Below are 15,587 nucleotides of genomic sequence, written 5' to 3' on the forward strand. Positions count from 1 at the left end.
GACGTGCATGGACACTGTCCCGCGCAGGGAGCCGCCAGCCGAGACCACGTCGTCACCGGCGGGACGGCAAGCAACTTGGCCCTCGTCCCAGCAGAAGGCCTGCAGCCCCACGCGCCGCTGATGAGATAGATTCGAATAGTGCCAAGCCTGCCGGAGACCGCCTCCCTTTAGAAGAAAAACGACCCGGACCATGTTGAGGCGCTGGCCCGGGGTTTGTCCGTGCTGAAGACCTTCAGCGCGCGGGCCATCTGGGACTCCCTGTACGTCGAGGCTCGGACCATGGCCACCGTCGTCCTCGGACACGTTGACCTCCATGTGGGACAACTCCATTGAGCCGGTAGCTCTAAGGACCGATCTCGATCGCCCAACCTGATGCTCTGTAGGCAGCGGCCGTTTGCGGATCTAGTCGACTGTCAGTAATGACCTTTTCAATTCGTCCGGGCGGGACCATCTGTATGAGGGCTGTTGTCCCGAATTTGGAGGCGTCAATCACGGCGATACTCCGACTGGCCCTTTCAACTGCGGTCGTCGCTACATCAGCCAGGTCCCGCTGGGTCGTGACGAGTCCTGCGCTTGGTGTAATTCCTGCGGCCGAGACCACGGCCATTGAAAAGGACAGCTTTGACAAGAATTCAACTGTCCATGGGCCGGTCACGGCTTTGAGGGACGGGTTGAGGTCGCCGGGCGCCATGATGATATGCAGGAGTGCAGAGATTGATTCGTAGGCGATCGCCGGTGAGTTTGTCACGATCGTGAGTCGGCGTTGTTCTTTCTCGAGCTCCCGTGCAACGGCCAATGCTGTAGTGGATGAGTCGAGGAAGACCGTGGCACCGTCTTCAATTTCAGACGTTGCGCGCTGCGCGATTTCCTTTTTGGCCTCCGCCGATTGCTGGAGGCGGAGGGTGAAGTCGGTACGGATGGAGTGGTCGGTTGAGGGCGGGCGCCTGGCGCCGCCCCGGACCCGTTCAATGGCGCCGGTCCCGGCCAGGTATTCGAGGTCGCGGTGCACCGTCGCCGGGGCGACACCCAGCTCGTCGATGAGGGTTCCCAGCGGGAGATATTCGGCGCTCTGAAGCATGTCCAAGATTTTGTTGCGCCTGCCGAAAGTGTCCACGGAATATACCTTAGGATCGCTCGGGCTGATTGACATCTTTGACAGTCCGAGGTCGGCCGTGATCCGGGCAGCCTTCAGCGTACTTGTCATGCCCGTTCCTGGAGCAGTGGACGCCTCCCGAGGCCGGTGCGGGCCATGAGACCGAGAAATCTTTCCGCTGCGAGCTTTCCGAAGGCTGCATCGTTGATGTCCATGTCCGCGCGCTCGACCGGGATGGACGCTGGGAGGTTGTGCTCGAGGGATTCGATAAGGCGGAGGTCGGCTTGCGGGTCCGCGATGGGTCCGTCCATAACGCCTATGAGGGAGAATCCTTTGGTTGGCGCGAGGACCGCGGTGGGTGCGGTTGCGGTGCGAATTCTGTTGGCAATGATCTTGCCCAGTTCCTTCATTTCATCGGTTTGGATGCGGACCAGGGTGGCTACTGGGTTATGCCTGTACATGGGGCGTTGGCTATAGGCGGGTTCGACGGTATTGATCGGGCCTTGGTTGAAGAAATCGGCCGCTCCGGGCACGACAAGGAGGGGTATGTCTGATTCGGGAGCGGCGGTCATCCTCCGATCGTCGGTGCTGTGGATCCCGTTGAACATGCTGTTGGCCGGCTCTGACAGTGTGAAATCTATGACTCCCGCCAGGACCTTTTCGCGTGCGAGGGCATCCATGGCGGGTCCGCCCACCCCATTGGCGTGGAAGATGATGGGCTCGTAGCCGGCATCTTCGAGGATCCGGACGAGGACCATCGCGCCGGGAGTTGTTTGTCCAAGCATCGTGACGCCCACCGCAGGGCGGTCGCTGTGCGGGGTTTTGCCCGCCCAGGTGGCCATTCCAACGATCGCTGCCGCGGCGTTGTCGAAAATGCTGCGCGCGATGGCGTTGAGTCCAAGGATGTCGATGACTGAATGCATGACGGTCACATCGGAACTGCCCATGAAGGGACCGAATTCTCTGCGCCCCGATGCGCTGGGCGACACAATGAATTTCGGCACGCCCACAGGTAGTGCCTGCATAGCCGCGGCACCCATCAGGCCGCCCTCAGCTCCGCCGAGACAGAGCACACCGTGCAGCTTCCCTGCCTGGTAGAGGTCGCGGGCGATGGCCGCGAGTCCGACTTCCATCAGTTCCACCGCTGCGGACCTGCTTCCGGCCTGCTGCACTTCGCCGAGGGTTTTTCCTGCCGCAGTTGCCACGGCTGTGCGGTCGATGTCTGCAGGGATCGTCGGCGTGCCCAGTATGCCGCTGTCGATGACCAGGGCACGGGCGCCGAGGCCGATAATCTTGTCGCGGACGTAGGCAATCTCATTGCTCTTGGTGTCCAGTGTTCCGATGACGGCGATGACGGGCACGTGCGGCATGGCTATTTGTCCTTTCCTGAAAGCGCGATTTCAATTGTCCATCCGGCGTGCTTGTATTTGTCGCGTGTTTCTGCCGTGAGACGGTCATCTGTGACCACGACGTCTATCTGATCGTGCGTGGCCAACTGGATTAGCGCCTGGCCGCCGAACTTGGTGGCGTCGACGAGAGCCACGCGCTTGTCGGCCCGGTTCAGGACGGCGGAGGCAATGTCCGCCAGTTCCCGGTAGCCGGTAAGTAGGCCCCGGTCCACCATGATCCCTGCGGCGGACAGGAACGCTGCCGAAAAACTGAGCTGTTCCAGGAACTCGACCGTCCACCGGCCGCTGATGCACTTCATTGGCTGGTTGATTTCTCCGGGGGTGGCGATGACATGGATGTTGCTGGTGTTCATTTCGTACAGAATGGCCGGGGAGTTGGTCACCAGAGTCAGCGCCGCAGGGGGCCGCTGCTGGAGGACCCGGGCCAGAGCCAGACATGTGGTCGAGGAATCAAGGAAGATCGTCGAGCCCTCCGGGATGCTATCCCGCGCATGCTCAGCCATTGCGGTCTTCGCTTCTGCCGATTCGTTCAGGCGCAGGGAGAATTCGGCATGGACGCTGTGGTTAGCCGCTTCGCGTTTGCGGGCTCCGCCTCTTATACGTTCCACAGCGCCAATTTGCTCGAGGTGCTCCAGGTCCCTGTGGATTGTTACCGGCGCGACGCCCAGCTCGTGGCTGAGCGCGCGCAGGTTTACAACTCCATCACGTTCGATGGATTCCAGGATGGTGGATCTTCGGGTGAAAGTGTTCACCTCAAGCACCTAGAGCCGTGTTCCTACCCAGAAGCCTGACTGCGTCGCCTGGAACAACCGGCCGCCCTTGGCGCGCGCGCCCGCGTTTGTCACTTTTAGTCCTTCAGGGAGGCTCCAGGACGATTCGTCGGCAATCCAGTCCGGCGCCCAAAGCTTCGAACCCCCGGCTGGTTCATCGTCATCGAAGACAACACCCATGCCCGTCAGTAGTTTGACCGTATGTGCGGACAACAGGGGGTTCATGTCATAGCCGGGGTCCTTGCCGTAGGTGACCACAGTGGTTCTGCGGCCCTCTTGGGCGGCGTAGGCGGCAGCATTCAGACCGATTTCATTGGATCCGAGGACCACGATGTCCCCTTCCGGAAGCTCCCCTGTCTCCAGTGCTGCAACGGCGTCGAATGCACCGGCGGGCGGTTCGCTGGGAACGGCTCCGGTCGCAAGAATGACCTCGTCCGCTCCCTGGAGTGCCGGATGCTCAGGAGAAGCCCAGGACTTCAGTTGTATATCGACCCCGAGATGCTCCAGTTCGGCTTCGAAGTACTTGACGTAGGCTTCCATTTCGGTGTGCTTGAAGTCGACGTTGGCCGCCGTGAGCACCTGGCCGCCGATCCGGGAACGGCCTTCAAGGAGGGTTACCTCGTGGCCGCGGTGGGCGGCGACTCGTGCCGCCTCGAAACCTGCCGGGCCCCCGCCAACAACGACGACGCGCTTTTTGCGCGGCTGAATCGAGAGCAGTTGCGGCAGCCTGCCTTCATTGCCGAGTTCGGGATTGATGACGCAGTGCACCCTCCATCCCTTGAACAGGAAGCCACCGACGCATTCGTTGCAAGCTATGCAGCGGCGAACCCTGTCCGGTTCTCCGTTGCGCGTCTTGGTCACGAGTTCGGGGTCGGTCAGCTGGGTGCGGGCCAGGGCAACGAAGTCGATCTCTCCGGCGCGTACGGACTCAGCTGCGGTATCCAGCGCCCACCCGAGCCGGCTGACACCGATGACAGGTTTGGCCACTTGGGCCTTGACCCTGGCGGCCAGGGGCAACAACTCTGCGGGCCGGACGCCTTGCATCATGAAGATGGAATCCATGGACTCGTAGGTGGCGGCTGTGACATTGAAGACGTCGACGTATTCTTCGATCAGCTTGCAGAACGCCAGCCCGTCTTCGGAGTCCATGCCCCTCGGCACCCTTTCTTCCAGGCTGATGCGGTAGCTGACTGGGAAGTCCGGTCCAACCGCGTCACGGACGGCGCGGACCACTTCGAGCGGGAAACGTGCCCGGTTTTCAAAGGATCCTCCATACTCGTCGGTCCGCAGATTCGATTGCGGCGAGAGGAACTGCGTGAGCAGGTAGCCGTGGGATCCATGAATTTCGACCATATCGAATCCTGCTGCGACTGCGCGGCGGGCTCCGTCGGCGAACTGGTCGATGATCATCTTGATTTCCGGGATTTCCAGGGCACGGGGCTCGTCGCCGATTGCCGTGGAAGTGACCGCGGACGGGCCGACTGGACCGACATGACCCTCTGTGTTCGCGGCGCCATTTTGCCTGCCGGCGTGGTGGAGTTGCACTGCGATGAGGGTGTCCTCACGGTGCACGGCTTCCGTGAGGTCACTCAGACCTGAAATGAAGACATCTTCGTCGATGCGGACTGGGTTGCCGGCTGCACGTCCGACGTTCCAGTCAACGGCTGTGTTCTCAAGGATGATCATCGACACTCCGCCGCGCGCCCGTTCGACGAGGTAGTCGATGATCTGCTGGGACACTTCGCCGAATTCGGAGGCAAATCGGGTGTGCATCGGAGACTGGATGAAGCGGTTGCGCAGTTTCAGCCGGCCAATCATTGCCGGTTCGTACAGGACGTCTAGCTTTCCCATGGTTTGTGTGTCCTTCATCTAGTCGCGGGCGACTTTGGTCCACTGCCCGGTGCGGGCTGATTCCATCACTGCTTCCTCGACCAGTGTGGAGCGCAGTCCGTCCCGGAACGTCGTCTGAGGGGCAGCTTTTTCTCCCGAGACCGCCTGAATGAAGTCGAGGATCTGGATTACCTTCGTGTCCGAGTAGCTGATCTGGTAGCCCGGTACCGGCCAGAAGTGTTCGCCGTACGGGTGCGGGGGCCCTACCAGGATGGTCCGATAGCCTTGGCGGTCCGCGGCGTCGCGGCCGTCGTAGAAACGCAGTTCGGACATCCGCTCCCATGTGAAGCTGAGGCTACCGGTGGAGCCGGTGATTTCAAACCCGGCATCGGATTTGTGTCCCGGCGCGGCCCATGAACTTTCGATGTAGCCTGTTGCGCCGCTTTCGAAGCGGACCATGAAGGCCGTCGCGTCGTCGACTTCCACGACTCCGGTACCTGTTCCGCCGGGCAGCGGGCGTTCCTTGATGAAGTGTTGCTGCACGCCTTGCACCTCTGTGATTTCCCCGGCCAGGAACCGTGAAAAGTCGATGGCATGGCTGCCGATGTCACCCAGGGCTCCTGACCCGGCCTGTTCCTTCTGGAACCGCCAGACCAATGGCACGGAAGGATCGTTGAAGAACTCACCGAGCCAGAAGGAGCGCACAGACCGGATTTCCCCGATGGCACCTTCATCGATCAATTTCTTGGCGAGCTGGATGGCCGGGGTGAGCCGCCAGTTGAATCCGACCTGGTTGACGATCCCGGCAGCTTCAGCAGCGTCGGCCATTCGTCTGGCCTTGTCGCCGTCCAGCGCCAGCGGCTTTTCGCAGATCACGTGCTTTCCCGCCTCAATGGCGGCCATGACTACGTCGTAGTGCAGCACGTTCGGGACGAGCACATCGATGACGTCGATCTCGGGGTCTTCGACGGCCTGGCGCCAGTCTGTGCCCGCGCGATTGAATCCGAAACGCTGGCCCGACTCCGCGGCGAGCATGTCGTTGATCTCAACGATGAGTTCTCGCTGGGGATAATAAGGGGTCGGCCAGACGTACATGGGGTAGGTTGCCAGAGCGATGCTGTGGGCCTTGCCCATGAAACCGCCACCGATGACGGCAAATTTCAGGTCCTTCATTGGAGCTCCTTCTTGAATATTGCGGATGGTGACTGACGGGAGTGGGAAGCTAACGCGCTGCCCGCTTGAGGATGTAAGCGTCCAGGCCCAGTGCGACGACCAGGATCGCGCCTTTGATGACGAGCTGGGAGAAGGACGAGATATTCAGGATGCTCATGCCGTTGTTGATGGTGGTCAGGAGCAGGGCTCCCATCACAGCACCGACTACGGTGCCGATGCCCCCGCGCAAGGACACGCCACCGATTACGGCTGCGGCGATGGCGTCCAGTTCCATGAACTCACCGGCTCCGGGTGTCGATGAACCGAGGCGTGCGGTCAACAGGACACCGGCGACGCCGTAAAGGACCCCCATGATGACGAATCCGAGGAACACCGTCCGCTTGACGTTGATGCCGGAATAGACGGCAGCTTCTTTGTTGGCTCCGAGCAGGTACGCATTTCGGCCGTAGGTGGTTCTGGCCATGACCACTGTCAGGACGGCGATTATCACGGCCACCCAGACCAGGGCGTTCGGTATTCCGAGGAATCCGCCGACGATCCAGGCCAGGATCGCCAGAGGGAGCGCGATCATCACGATTTCTGCGGCCAGGCGTGCAGTGAATGTGCGTGGTCTTTCACCGGTGCCGAGGGCCAGACCGACGACCCGAGACCGGGAGCGTCCACGGAGGATGACCAGTGCCAGCCCGATGACGAAGACTGCGGCCAGGATTAGGAAGGACGCCTGCTGGGGGATGAAGCTTTCACTCAGGGCTGTGAAGCCCGGCTGAACCGGCCCGACCGTGCTGGCGTTGGTCCACAGCAGGCCCAGACCGCGGAAGGCAAGCAGGCCGGCCAGCGTCGCGATGAATGACGGAATACCGAGAAAGACGACCCACGATCCCTGGAGCACCCCAAGCAACAGGCCGGTGCCGATCGTGGCGAGAACCGCCAACGGCAGAGGTACACTCGGGTCACTGCCGAGTGTGGCGGCCACGACCCCGCAGAGAAATACTGAGCTGCCGATCGACAGGTCAATTTCGGACATGATCATCAGCACTGCAACGCCGCCGGCAATGACGGCCAGGATTGCGCCCTGCCGGAGAAGGAGCGAGAGGTTGCGCGGGGTCAGGAACAGGCCGCGTGACTGCAGGTGGAAAAGGGCAGCGAGGACGACGAAGATGCCGATGAAGATCAGCGTTCGCTTGCTGAGCAGGGCGGCGAGTTCCTTGCGGGCCTGGTTCTGGACCTTTGCCCGCAGCGGACCTTCCGCGGTGGGGGTGCTGGTATCGATGGACATTTATTCTCCTCCGGTCGCCGCTGCCATCAGGGCATGGCGGGTGGGGACACGGGGCAGCGTTGCCGTGATGTGTCCCTTGTACATGACATGTGTTTGGTCGCAGAGGCGTATGACTTCATCAAGGTCACTGGAAATTACCAGCACCCCGCAACCGTGCTCCGCCAACACTTCGATCCGGCCGTAGATTTCTTCCCTGGCACCGACGTCAACTCCGGCCGTCGGTTCATCAAGGATCAACAGCTTTGGGTGAGTGGCGAGCCACCTTCCGAGAAGGACCTTCTGCTGGTTGCCGCCGCTGAGCGTTTCGATGTGTTGGGTGACCGTGCGGGCCCTGACGTCCAGAAGTCGCATCAGCTGATCCGCCCGGGAATCGTCCAGGGTGGACTTGATGAACCCTAATCGTGACACCGCCTTCGAAGAAGCGGCGTCGAAGTTCGAAAGCAGCGAGTGGCCGGCAAAGATTCCGGTCTGTTTCCGGTCTTCTGTGAGCAGACCGATCCCGCTGGCGATCGCGTGGGCGGGATTTCTGGGGCGGTACTCACGGCCATACAACTCCATCCGGCCCCGAACACGTCCCTTCCACGTACCAAATATTGCCTTGGCAAGCTCGGTGCGGCCCGCACCGACCAGTCCAAACAGTCCGACGATTTCGCCCCGGTTCACAGTAAGGTTCAGTCTCTCGACGCGTAGCCTCTGGGCGTCGATCGGGTCGGCCACGGACACGTCGTGGATAGTGAGAACGGGCTCGGAACTCTTTGGCCTTTCCGGAGCGACCTGGACCTCGGAGGGGTCACGTCCGATCATGGCTGCTACGATTTCCCGGCGTGGGGCATTGCCTGTGTTGAAGTACTCCACCCGCTTCCCGTTTCGCATCACCAGGAGCTCGTCACAGATCTGGGCGATGTCATCCAGACGATGGGAGATGAAGAGGATCCCGATGCCCTCGTCCCTCAGACGCATGACATGTTTGAACAACGTCTGCGCCTCTCCCTCAGACAGGGAGGCTGTGGGTTCGTCCAGGATGAGGACTTTGGCGTCCCGGGAGAGGGCGCCGGCGATGAGTGTCAGCCGCTGTTCCGATGGGGATAGTACCGACGCGGGGCTCAGCGGATCGACATCCAGCCCGAAGAACGTGAGCCAGCGGTTCGCCTGGGCGGCCAGCTCCCCCGGGTCCGTCATCCCTCGGTGCCTCGGAAGATCGCCGGCAAACATGTTCTCGGCAATGGACAGGGAAGGCGCGATGTGCAGTTCCTGGGGGATCAAGACGATTCCGTGCTGCCGTGCCTCACGGACGCTGCGGAAGGAGCATTCGCGGCCTTCCAGCCGGAACGTCCCGCCGTACGAACCTGACGGGTAGACGCCCGCCAGGACCTTCATGAGGGTTGACTTGCCCGCCCCGTTCTCGCCAATGACTCCCAGGACGCGCCCACGCAGAAGCGTGAAGGAGGCATCGGAGAGGGCCGCCACACCGCCGAAGGTCTTGGTAATGCCTTCGGCGGTCAGGACGACGTCGCTGTCACCGCCGAGGAGCGGCGCGGCTACGCCGCCCTCGGGGGTTTCTGATGGTTCCATGACTGACGCTCCGGTCACTCTCAGGATGCCGGGCACGTCGAGGGGTCGGCGAAGACGTCCTTCGCGGTGACCCAACCCTTGGGTGCGATCTTGTTGACAAAGTCGCACAGGTTGTTTTTCGTCACCGAGACGACCGGCACGAGCATGGTCGGGATCGGATTCGCGGAGCCGTTGTCCGTAAGTTTTTGCGGCTGCGGCTTCTGGCCCTTGGCCAGCTTGGCGGCTACGTCCACGGCGATGGCGCCCTGCTGGTCGATCTGTGTCCAGACGGACATGGTCTGGACACCCTCGTCAATCAGCTTCAGGTTGGCCGGGTCGGCGTCGAGGCCTGAAACAAAGACCTTGCCGGCCAGTCCGCGGCCCCGCAACGCCTGGACTGCTGAGGAGGCCATGCCATCGTTGGCTGTAAGGAAGGCAGAGACATTGTCGTTGTTCGAGCTGAGGACATTTTCGGCGGTGCTGAGCGCCGTCGAAGGATCCCAATTCTTGGTGAACTGGTCGTAAACGATTTTGGCGGGTTTGCCCTGCAGGGTTGAGAGGTGGTTCTTGTGAATCGCCTGGGCCACGTCGTTGGCGGGATCGCCCTCGATCAACGCGTAGTTTCCTTCGGGTTTGAAAGCCTGGGCCGCCTCGGCCTGCAGGACTCCGACCTTGTCATTGTCGCGGACCACAAAGTAATCCACAGGGACGCCCTGGATACCGACGTCGTACGAGATCACGGGAACGCCCTGGGCTTTAGCTTGGTTCACGCTGGAGCCGGCGGCCTTGTCGTCCACCGGCGTGACGATGAGTGCCTTGACGCCCTGGCTGAGGAGGTTTTCGATCTGGCTGGACTGGGTGTTTGCGTCATCGTTGGCGTACTGGACGATGAGTTTGACGCCGATCTCATCTGCCTTCTTCTGCATCGCGGCGACGTCGAATCCCCACCGCCGCTGCTGCTGGGTTTTCATGGCGACGCCGATGACGATCTGTTCACCCCCGCCGCTGGCGGTGCTTCCCCCGGCCCCCGAGGTACCGGAGCAGGCGGACAACAGGAACATTGAACCCACTGCGGCTATCGCAGCGGTAAGTTGCATGGCTCGCCGCCTGAAAGGACTGGGGGCGGGACGGGGGGAACGCGACATTGGTGGCTCCTTGCTCGGCTACGTCGACGAGATGGTGGAAAATAGAATGAAATATCCATCAAGTTATTTCTTTTTGTGAAAGATATCTATCACCCTGGGTGGGGGTCAATGGCGGCGGCAGTTTCACGTACTCCCGCCACCCCTGCTCCTGTCGGGCTTAGATTGTGCGGTCAGTGAACTCGCGGTGGTGGACTTCCACGGGTACTTTTTCCAGCTCGAGGATGCCGCGCGCTACATGCTCGCTCAGGCGGCGGAAGGCCTCTTCGCCTTTTTCTGCGGTGGCACGCATCGGGTTGCCGATGATGCCGTTCTCCACGAATTCATGGTGGTCCATCGGGAAGCTGAAGTACTGGTAGCCCTCGAATTCCGCGTCGGGCATGCCATCGTCCTTACTGAAGGCCTTGGGAAGGAAATCGGGGATGTGAGCCCGGGTGTCCACGGCCCGTTCCATGCGTACGAGATTGGGGTTCCAGGCTAAATCCTGGGAGGTTTCCAGTTCGCTGGAGTGCCAGCCCGGCGTTTCCTCGGGAGGGTTCTCCATGAGGCCCTCGAGGATTCCCTCGTAGCGTTCCATGTAGGGCTTGACGAAGGAAATCAACGCTCCGGTTTCGTATCGGAGTTTCCGCAGGACGGGGTCAACTACCTTGATGTTGGAACCGTGACCGTTGATGAAGATGATGCGGTTGAACCCGTGGTGGATGAGGCTCCGTGCAACGTCGTTCATGAAGTTTAGAAGCGTCGAGCTGCGCAAGGTCACGGTCCCGCGGCCCTCGCCGACACCGTACATGTGCTGGGGCGAGTAGCCGGCCCAGATGGGCGGTGTGTGCAGCACGCCGATGGCTTCTGAGATGCGCTCGGAGATCTCCACCGCGGTGATCGTGTCGGTGTAGAGGGGCAGGTGTGGGCCATGCTGTTCCGTGCTGGCCATCGGGACCAGGATGGTGTCCTTGGTCTTGAGGTATTCGGCGATGTCCACGTATGAGAGGTAGGCGTGGTTCCAGGATCGGAATTTCGAGCGGAACTCATCATCCCCCTCGGTAAGGCGGTTGATCACCCGGTTGGGCCGTTCGGTCATTGCGTTCTCCTTGTTGATGAAGCAGTGGTGAAGCTGTCAAAGCAGTGGCGGAAAAGGTCGAGTATGTCTGGTGTTACAGCCTTTGACCGCGTGGCGGCCCGAAGCCCAGCTTTCCGGGGTTCATGATGCCGTCGGGGTCCCAGGCGTCCTTGATGCCGCGCATGAGGTCAAATCCGTGGCCGTATTGGGGCCGCATGAAGCGGCCGAGCTTCAGGCCAACTCCGTGGTGCTCGTTCAGTGCGCCTCCGTTGTCAAGACTGGCCTTGACTCCGACGTCCCAGAGCCTGTCGTGCAGGGCGATGGCCTCTGCCGGGTCTGCGGGAGGATTGTCGACGTAGAAGCGGTCGTAAATCATTCCGCCCCAGGGGAACCAGTGCGAGAAGTGGGCCGTGTACCGTGCGCCTTCGGCCGCAAACTGTGTTTCGATGGCTTCCTTTTTGGCCCGGTAGATGCGTCCCAGATCGGAGAACCGGGCGACGGTGTCAAACGTGCCGTACATCTGCGGCGGGGCGGGCAGCTTGCCCTTGGCGTATGGCTCGTATTTGCCCTCCCACCAAGTGCGCCCGACGTCCGGCCCGAGCGACGTTCCACTGGCCTTCTCTGCCAGAGTGGTGATGGCTTTCGTTTCATAGTCCACCAGGTCCTGGGTGCCGTCGCACATGATCACCATCAGGGTGCCGGTAAACGGGGTTCCCACCCAGTCCTGCAACTTTCGGCTATCGGCCTCATCGTAAAGGCGGATAACGGCGGGTCGCAGCCTGTTGGTCATGATCAGCCGTGCGGCTTCGATGCCCGCAAAGATGTCCGGGAAGCTAAAGGAAAGGAACCCCCGGGCCTCGGGAAGTGGGTCCAGCCTCATGGACAGTTTCGTAATGACCCCCAGGGTCCCCTCCGAACCGACCAGTGTCTGCAGGAGGTCGGGGCCGGCGGCGTGGCTGGGAACCCTCAGCGTGTTGATGGTCTTCCCTGGTGGCACGACAGCCTCCACTTGGAGAACCTGGTCTTCGGCCTTCCCATACTTGGTGGACACAACGCCGGATCCGCGTGCGGCCACATACCCGCCAAGGGTTGCCCCCAGATGGTACGAGCCCGGGTAGTGGGCCAGGGTCAGCCCTTTCTTGTTCAGCTCCTCTTCCAGAACCGGACCCTCAAGCCCGGCCTCGGCGGTGACGACCAGGCTGTCTTCATCGATATCGATGATCCGGTTCATTCGGCCCAGATCTAGGGCAATTCCGCCGTACGGGGCGAACGTCCCGCCTTGCGTGCCTGATCCGCCGCCGCGCGGAACTACCGGAATCCGGTAATCCGAGGCGATCTGCACGATTCGTTCGACCTCTTCGGTCGTCTCGGGACGTACCGCGAAGTCCGCGGCCGGAACCGTTAGGTCTTTGTACGTCAGGTATTTACTCACCCATGACCAGTCGGAAGCCTGCGCCTGAAGATCTGCTGGATCCCGGCTCACGTTGCTTTCACCGACAGCCCCGATAAGTTCACGTTCGATCTGTCCTGCAAGGAATCCGGGCCCGCTGACCCCGTCAGCTGTTCCTGAACCGCTCATAAGTTCCTCCTCCAAGCGCCGCGCCGTCGCGGGCTTGTCCGTTCCAACGATCTCTACAGGACTCGATCGTAGGCGTGGTTCGCATCGCAGGTCAATAGATTTTTGAAAGACTATGCAAGAAATTGAAAGATAATGATAGATGAGCTGTGGGGAGGGGCCTGGAGTGGATACATACACAACAAGGCGAACGCAGACTTCTCGACATTCACGAACATTCGATCACGAGACTGGGCCAACTATAGGAACCGCCGGCGCTGCTTGGTTTTGTCTCCTAACGCTGCACGGTTCCTTCACCCCGCCCGACACGTTGATCCAGCCCATTTCAAGGGAGGCCTCGGGCGGATAGTCCAAAGAGCTCTGGACTATTGCCGGAGGCTGGCCAGGCCGGCCGAAATGAATGAACCTTCCAATTGTCCAGAGCGCTTTGGACAATGGGGCACCGCTACGCACGAGATCGGGTCTGATCCAACGACTAAGGCGGGTGCGTGTCCAAAATCGAGCCTGACCTGCCCAGCGGCTACAGCGGAATCGTCACCTCCCTGAAGGAGCTTCGTTGCATCAGCGCAGCTACGAGCCCAGCAGGCGGCAATCAGCGCGATGGTCGAATGTAGTGAGCAACCGGGGCTACGATCCTGGAGCGCCAGACACAGGAACCGCGGGGTAGCAAAGTCCTGCAGCGCCTCGCCGCAGGCCTCAAAACTGCGTTCAAACCTCTTCTACATGCGCGCGTTCGCCGCTGCTTGGGACTGGTCCGAAGCAGCGCGTGGGCGCACTCCCGTGGGGCCACATCATCGAACTGCTCAGGCTGAAGGATCCCGCGGTCCGCGACTGGTACGCACAACAGACGCTCGAAAAAAACTGGAAGCTTCAGGTTCTCGAGCACCAAATCACCTGCATAGTTCCCGCATCGCGGCCGACTCCACGGCCGCCGACCCGGTCCCGGTATCCTTGCGATCGGCGGTGGCGATCCAGCGTTTCAAGGTCGTGACCGCGAGCCGGAAATCCTTCAATCTGCGCCAGCGGCGCGTCGCCCCTACGGGTCACATCAGTAACATCCTGGCGGAACTCCGCCCCATAAGCCGCCGGCATCGTCAACATCCTTCCACGAGCACTCGCTCGCTACGTCAAGGATTCACCAGGTCCGGGGGGCAGTCACCTCCCATACTGCGAGGAAGGGAGACGCCTTGCGGTTTGGGGTGTAAGTCAGCCGGTGTAGGGGTCGGCGATGCCGATGTACTGGGTGTAGAGGTATTCCTCGATGCCCTCGAGGCCGCCTTCGCGACCCAGGCCCGACTGCTTGACCCCGCCGAAGGGGGCGGCCGCGTTGGACACAACACCAGTGTTCAGGCCGAGCATGCCGGTCTCGAGGCGTTCGCCCATCCGGATCCCACGGTTGAGGTCCCTGGTGAAGACGTAGGCTACCAGACCGTACTCGGTGTTGTTCGCGAGCCGGACGGCCTCGTCCTCGGTGTTAAAGGTGATGATCGGCGCGACGGGTCCGAAGATTTCCTCGGACAGGATCCGGGTGCCCTCGGGGACGTCGAGGAGAAGGGTGGGTTGATAGAAGGAGCCTGGCCCGTCTACCGGCGCTCCGCCCATGATGAGGACGGCGCCTTCGCTCACGGCGTCAGTGACGAGCTCGTGGACTTTGTCCCGGCTCTTGGCGTCGATCAGCGGACCGACCTTGGATTCGGGTTCGGTGCCGCGGGCGGTGGTCATATCCGCCATCTTGGAGGTGAACTTCCTCGCGAACTCCTGTGCGACGGACTCGTGGACGATGAACCGGTTTGCCGCGGTGCAGGCCTCGCCCATGTTTCGCAGCTTCGCCAGCATCGCGCCGGCCACGGCCGCGTCAATATCGGCGTCCTCGAACACTACGAACGGGGCGTTGCCACCGAGCTCCATCGAAGTCCGCAGGACGGTCTCGGACGCGTCAGAGAGCAGCCGGCGGCCAACCTCGGTGGAACCGGTGAAGGACAGCTTCCTCAGCCGGGAATCTTTGATCAGCGGACCCGTGGTGGCGCCGGCCGTGGAGGTGGGGATGACGTTCAGGACACCGGCGGGCAGGCCCGCTTCCTGCATCACGGCAGCGAACAGCTGGGACGTCAGCGGGGTCAGGTTCGCGGACTTGAGCACCATCGTGCAGCCGGCGGCGACGGCCGGGGCGATCTTGCGGGTGGCCATGGCCAGCGGGAAGTTCCACGGCGTGATCAGCAGGCACGGGCCCACGGGCTTCTTGGTCACCAGCAGCCGGGACTTGCCGTCCGGGGAGACCGAGTAGCGGCCGAACGCACGGACGGCTTCCTCGGAGAACCAGCGCAGGAATTCCGCGCCGTAGGTGACCTCGCCGCGGGCCTCGACCAGCGGCTTGCCCATCTCCAGGGTCATCAGCAGCGCGAAGTCCTCCGCGCGCTCCGTCACCATCTCGAAGGCGCGGCGCAGGATTTCCCCACGTTCGCGGGGCGGGACCTTGGCCCAGGACTCCTGCGCGGCAGCGGCCGCGTCCAGGGCAGCCATGCCGTCCTCGGGACCGGCGTCGGCAATGCTGAGCAGGACCTTCCCGGTGGCGGGGTCCTCGACGTCGAAGGTCTTCCCGGACGCGGCCGGACGCCATTCGCCGTTGATCAGCAGGTTCCTCGGCACGGAGGCCAGCAGCGCGCCTTCAGGCTGGGCGTATATTGACATCGTTTCTATCTCCAAGTGGTTT

13 protein-coding genes and 1 pseudogene are annotated in these 15,587 nt (G+C 61.8%); 2 read left to right on the forward strand and 12 right to left on the reverse strand.

Annotated features, from left to right (window positions below; translation table 11 throughout):
• Positions 1–343: 343 nt before the first annotated feature.
• From AB0323_RS10585 to AB0323_RS10630, 10 genes are all read right to left on the reverse strand, one after another.
• Complete coding sequence (locus AB0323_RS10585; RefSeq protein WP_366177277.1) at positions 344–1,204, reverse strand: DeoR/GlpR family DNA-binding transcription regulator; 861 nt, start codon at positions 1,202–1,204, stop codon at positions 344–346.
• Positions 1,201–2,463, reverse strand: a complete 1,263-nt coding sequence (locus AB0323_RS10590) for a Tm-1-like ATP-binding domain-containing protein (protein WP_366177278.1) — start codon at positions 2,461–2,463, stop codon at positions 1,201–1,203. Before AB0323_RS10590 ends, AB0323_RS10585 begins: the two co-directional genes overlap by 4 nt.
• 2 nt (positions 2,464–2,465) lie before the next feature.
• A complete protein-coding gene (locus AB0323_RS10595; protein ID WP_366177279.1) occupies positions 2,466–3,254 on the reverse strand; it encodes a DeoR/GlpR family DNA-binding transcription regulator in 789 nt (262 codons plus the stop codon).
• Between the two features lie 9 nt (positions 3,255–3,263).
• Entirely contained in the window at positions 3,264–5,123 is a 1,860-nt protein-coding gene (locus tag AB0323_RS10600) for an FAD-dependent oxidoreductase (RefSeq protein WP_366177280.1), read from the reverse strand.
• Positions 5,124–5,141: 18 nt separating this feature from the next.
• Entirely contained in the window at positions 5,142–6,275 is a 1,134-nt protein-coding gene (locus AB0323_RS10605; protein ID WP_366177281.1) for a Gfo/Idh/MocA family oxidoreductase, read from the reverse strand.
• Positions 6,276–6,324: 49 nt separating this feature from the next.
• Entirely contained in the window at positions 6,325–7,551 is a 1,227-nt protein-coding gene (locus tag AB0323_RS10610) for a hypothetical protein (protein ID WP_366177282.1), read from the reverse strand.
• Positions 7,552–9,123: a sugar ABC transporter ATP-binding protein gene (locus tag AB0323_RS10615; RefSeq protein ID WP_366177283.1), complete on the reverse strand. Its 1,572-nt coding sequence runs from the start codon at positions 9,121–9,123 to the stop codon at positions 7,552–7,554.
• 20 nt (positions 9,124–9,143) lie between these two features.
• On the reverse strand, positions 9,144–10,199 hold the full coding sequence (locus AB0323_RS10620; protein ID WP_366177284.1) for a substrate-binding domain-containing protein: 1,056 nt from the start codon (positions 10,197–10,199) through the stop codon (positions 9,144–9,146).
• Positions 10,200–10,404: 205 nt separating this feature from the next.
• Positions 10,405–11,322 carry a creatininase family protein gene (locus AB0323_RS10625; protein ID WP_366177285.1) on the reverse strand — a complete coding sequence of 306 codons (918 nt, stop codon included), beginning with the start codon at positions 11,320–11,322 and terminating at the stop codon, positions 10,405–10,407.
• Positions 11,323–11,395: 73 nt separating this feature from the next.
• A complete protein-coding gene (locus AB0323_RS10630; protein ID WP_366177286.1) occupies positions 11,396–12,880 on the reverse strand; it encodes an FAD-binding oxidoreductase in 1,485 nt (494 codons plus the stop codon).
• A gap of 485 nt (positions 12,881–13,365) precedes the next feature.
• Between AB0323_RS10630 and AB0323_RS10635 the strand changes: the two genes are divergently transcribed.
• Both AB0323_RS10635 and AB0323_RS10640 read left to right on the forward strand, forming a co-directional pair.
• The gene (locus AB0323_RS10635) at positions 13,366–13,491 is read left to right on the forward strand and encodes a hypothetical protein (protein WP_366177287.1); all 126 of its coding nucleotides are present in this window, start codon (positions 13,366–13,368) and stop codon (positions 13,489–13,491) included.
• A 152-nt stretch (positions 13,492–13,643) separates the two neighbouring features.
• Positions 13,644–13,868 (forward strand): DUF1016 N-terminal domain-containing protein, encoded by a 225-nt coding sequence (locus AB0323_RS10640; protein ID WP_366177288.1) that lies wholly within the window; start codon positions 13,644–13,646, stop codon positions 13,866–13,868.
• On the opposite strand, the pseudogene AB0323_RS10645 reads toward AB0323_RS10640, so the two are convergent.
• Together AB0323_RS10645 and AB0323_RS10650 are read right to left on the reverse strand one after the other, a co-directional pair.
• Positions 13,777–13,969, reverse strand: a pseudogene (locus tag AB0323_RS10645) (IS3 family transposase); the annotation flags it as partial. The gene AB0323_RS10640 and the pseudogene AB0323_RS10645 sit on opposite strands and share 92 nt — an antisense overlap.
• Positions 13,970–14,083: 114 nt before the next feature.
• Entirely contained in the window at positions 14,084–15,565 is a 1,482-nt protein-coding gene (locus tag AB0323_RS10650; RefSeq protein WP_366177289.1) for an NAD-dependent succinate-semialdehyde dehydrogenase, read from the reverse strand.
• Positions 15,566–15,587 lie beyond the last annotated feature (22 nt).

Origin of the sequence: Arthrobacter sp. NPDC080031 (assembly GCF_040702485.1) — a bacterium.
In the GTDB taxonomy this organism is placed as follows: domain Bacteria; phylum Actinomycetota; class Actinomycetes; order Actinomycetales; family Micrococcaceae; genus Arthrobacter.